Below are 3,574 nucleotides of genomic sequence, written 5' to 3' on the forward strand. Positions count from 1 at the left end.
TCCGCCGGCGAATGCGATGCCCGAAGTGCGGCACCGGAGTGGCGAGTTGACATTCGTTTCGCGATCGACCGAATGGCTGCCCTTCTCTGGGTCTGAAGAGCAGAGTCGCTACCTCGGCATTGACACAAAATTCGCTGCCCGCACCGTCGCCTCTAGCCAAGTGAGCAATGCTGCTTCATCCGGAGGCAGCGCGACGGCAGCATCCGACGCAAACTTTTCGAACTCATTTTTGTTCAACGCGTTGAGGCCGACGAGAACTGGGATATCCATCGATAGCGCATCGGCGATGGCGCCTCGGAATCCGCGTCCTTCCGCCTCGTGCTTTCCGAATTTGTTCACGATCAGGATATCGGCACCATGGACGAGGCTGCTGGACACCAGCCCGACGGCGTCTTCCAATGCCGCCGGATCGAGACGGCAACCCCGCGCACCGGCCCCCAAGGGCTGCGAGATTCGGAGGACGGGACCGTCGGGCAGGACTTTCACGCTCATATCGCACGGACCAGCGTCTTGTCGAAGCGCGTTGATCTGAACTGTGCCGCAGGCCCTCAATCCTTTCGCCGCCACACTTGCAGCGAACTTGAGGAGGAGTAGGTCGGTGTCGCCCCGTCCGGGCGTCATGGTGTAGGCGATGTTCATATCCATTGCCCTCAAGATTCGCAGAATGGCACAAATTCTACGAGCGTGCCCTTCACTAGGTGTTCGGCGTCCGCGGGAATGACCAGCATGCCATCGGCGAGCGGCAGCTTGGCCACCCGATCCGGGTGGGTCGCGTCCAGGAATTGCGCGACCGGGCGCCCGAGGTCGTCGTATGCCGCGATAGAAGCCGGCCGCAGTTCGCAGCGTCCCGGCTTACGGCGGATATCGTGTCCGAGCAGGACAGGGCGCCTGAGCGCCGCCCCGCAGGACATACCCGACAGCAGCCGAAGAAGGACCGTCCCGAACAGCTGCCAGGTGATGAACGCCGCGGCGGGATTGCCTGGGAGGCCCAGCCATGAGGTCTCCTTCAGGCGCCCGAAGGTCACCGGCTTGCCCGGCTTCAATGCCACGCCGCTGAAAATGATCTGGCCGTCGAGCGCACGGAACGCCGGCTTCATATTGTCCTCTTCGCCGACCGAAATTCCGCCGGTGGTGACGATAAGGTCTACCTTCGACATCATCGTGCGGAGACGGGTCCGCAGGCCCGTCCGGTCGTCGGATGCCTGTCGAACGTCGACCAAATCGACCGAGGCGCCCGTCAGAGCGGCGCGCAGCATCGGCGTGTTGACGTCCCATATCTCGGCATCGCCGCATGCCCGCCCCGCCTGCCGGATCTCGGTACCGGTAACGAGCAGTGCGACACGGACGGGGCGGAACACCTGCACGCTGCCGCATCCGGCCGCCGCGGTGGCCGCGATCTCGCGCGACCCAAGGCGTGTGCCTGCCCGCAGGATCGAAGCGTCCGCGACCATGTCCTCACCGGTACGACGGATGTTCAGTCCCGGCGTGGGACGCCGCCGCAGGATGACGTGGCGGCCCTCATTGCCCGCCTCTTCCTGCGCCACGACGGCATCCGCCCCCCGCGGGACGCGCGCGCCGGTGAAGATGCGCACAGCGGTGGTGCCGGAGGCCGGCGCATCGGGCGTCTGTCCGGCTGCCACCCTGGCGCAAACCTCAAGCCGCCACGGTCCGTCGCCTGCTAAGGCTGCGGTGTCGACCGCAAAACCGTCCATCGCTGCGGTATCGAAGGGCGGTACCGCAGCGCGGGATACCACTGATTTGGAAAGCACGCGCCCCCCCGCATACGCCAGCGGCACGGTCTCTTCCTGCAGGACGGGGCGCACATGCTCGACGATCCGCTTCAGCGCTTCGCCAACCTCGATCAGCGATGCCGCATGGCCGGAAGCGTCGCAGCCGCAACCCGAGCCGTCGATCTTTCGCAGTACCGTCATTCCGCCTTACCTCCATGATGCGCTCCGGACGATGTTCGGCCAGATTGCTGGAGCGCAGGCGATGCGGGCATGGCTGTCATTCGCGCTGTCCCTGATGGCTCCGGCGGCTGGGCCACCTGCATCGCCACCTTGGTCCGACCGCTGATTGCTCGATGCCGTTGATGGCTACGTAAGGCGATGCCGGCGCGACCGGGGCTGCGTGGAAGGGCAACCGGCTCGCGGGAGGACGCATGGCCATCGCAGTGGGGATCGACGTCGCCAAGGACGTGCATTGGGTGTGTGCGGTCGAGCAGGATGCTCGCGTGGTGCTCGATCGGGCGGTTCGCAACACGCAGGAGGATCTGGACGGCCTTGTCGCCGAGCTGCACCGGCTGGGCCCGGTCAGGATCGGCCTCGACGTGACCGGCTCGATCGCCAGCTTCCTCGAGGCCCTCCTTCTCGCGGACGGCTTCGACCTCGTCCACGTGCCGGGCCTTGCGGTGAACAGGGCCGGGCACGGCTATGTCGGCGGTGAGAGCAAGTCCGACCCGCGCGACGCCCGCACCATCGCCGACCTTGTGCGCACCAGGCTGGATCTGCGGCCGATCCGGCCGGACGAGGAGACGACCATCGCCATCCGGCTCCTGGTCGGCCGCCGCCGCGACCTCGTCCAGGACCAAACCCGGCGCCTGTCGCGGCTGCGTCAGCTCCTGTCGTCGATCCATCCCGGCCTCGAGCGTGGCCTCGACGTCACCGCCAAGGGCCCGCTCGCCCTGCTCACCCGCTTCGTCACGCCCGGCGAGATCAGGGCGGCCGGGCGAACCAGGATCGCAAAGCATCTGGCCAAGACCCCCAACCTGCGCGAACCGGATCGCCTCGCCGAGCTGGCGCTCGCCTGCGCCAGGGCCCAGCGTACCGTCGTTCCCGGCGAAGCCGCCGTTGCCCGCCTGGTGCGCGAACTCGCCGAAGAGGCGCTCGCCGCACGCGACAGGATCTGCCGGCTCGACAGGGAACTGCAGGAGCTCCTGCAGCGCCACCCTGACGGCGCCCTCATCCAGAGCCTGCCGGGGATGGGGGCGGTGCTGGCGGCCGAGTTCATCGCCGCGGCAGGCGACACCGCCAGGTTCCGCTCCGCCGACGCCCTCGCCGCGGCCGCTGGCCTCGCGCCGATCCTCCGCCAGTCCGGCAAGGCCCGGGCGCTTCGGCGCGCCTTCGGCGGCGACAAGGCGCTCAAGCGCGTCTTCTACCAGTCCGCCTTCTGCGCCGTCTCGATCAGGGATCCCCTCTCCAAGGCCTTCTACGATCGCAAGCGGCGCGAAGGGAAACACCACACCCAGGCCCTCATCGCCCTGGCCCGCAGGCGCGTCACCGTCGTCTGGACCATGCTCAAACATCGTCAGCCCTTCGATCCGAACCATAAGGCTGCTTGACAGGCGCATTACTCAGCCGCCTCCCCCCGGAAACGGCTCGGACCGATCGTGCAGTCGAGATCGGCGAGACGTCCGTTTTTCAGGCCGTAGATGAGTCCGTGCACTCGGAGATCCGCTCCACGGCCCCAGGCGCGCTGGAGGATCGGTGTCTCCGCGAGACGGCGGACGCCTTCGACGACGTTCAATTCCGCCAGACGATCCCGGCGCGTCTCCGCGTCTGAAGCCTGCGCCAGG

Annotated in this window: 4 protein-coding genes; 1 reads left to right on the forward strand and 3 read right to left on the reverse strand. The window is 67.3% G+C overall.

Annotated features, from left to right (window positions below):
• Positions 1-108: 108 nt before the first annotated feature.
• Together ABIE65_RS27700 and ABIE65_RS27705 are read right to left on the reverse strand one after the other, a co-directional pair.
• Entirely contained in the window at positions 109-639 is a 531-nt protein-coding gene (locus ABIE65_RS27700) for a DUF2478 domain-containing protein (protein ID WP_354081981.1), read from the reverse strand.
• A gap of 11 nt (positions 640-650) precedes the next feature.
• Positions 651-1,931, reverse strand: a complete 1,281-nt coding sequence (locus tag ABIE65_RS27705) for a molybdopterin molybdotransferase MoeA (protein WP_354081982.1) — start codon at positions 1,929-1,931, stop codon at positions 651-653.
• A 230-nt stretch (positions 1,932-2,161) separates the two neighbouring features.
• Between ABIE65_RS27705 and ABIE65_RS27710 the strand changes: the two genes are divergently transcribed.
• Positions 2,162-3,340 carry an IS110 family RNA-guided transposase gene (locus tag ABIE65_RS27710; protein WP_354081983.1) on the forward strand — a complete coding sequence of 393 codons (1,179 nt, stop codon included), beginning with the start codon at positions 2,162-2,164 and terminating at the stop codon, positions 3,338-3,340.
• An 8-nt stretch (positions 3,341-3,348) separates the two neighbouring features.
• Here the strand turns inward: ABIE65_RS27710 and ABIE65_RS27715 are convergent.
• On the reverse strand, positions 3,349-3,574 hold a 226-nt coding region (locus ABIE65_RS27715; RefSeq protein ID WP_354081984.1), incomplete at its 5' end, for a carbonic anhydrase.

The sequence above is a fragment of the Constrictibacter sp. MBR-5 genome (assembly GCF_040549485.1).
Taxonomy (GTDB): Bacteria; Pseudomonadota; Alphaproteobacteria; order JAJUGE01; family JAJUGE01; genus Constrictibacter.

Coding starts and splice junctions, on each gene's coding strand:
- ABIE65_RS27705 (WP_354081982.1), bottom strand. CDS start 1,931: ATGACGGTACTGCGAAAGATCGACGGCTCGGGTTGCGGCTGCGACGCT.
- ABIE65_RS27700 (WP_354081981.1), bottom strand. CDS start 639: ATGAACATCGCCTACACCATGACGCCCGGACGGGGCGACACCGACCTA.
- ABIE65_RS27710 (WP_354081983.1), top strand. CDS start 2,162: ATGGCCATCGCAGTGGGGATCGACGTCGCCAAGGACGTGCATTGGGTG.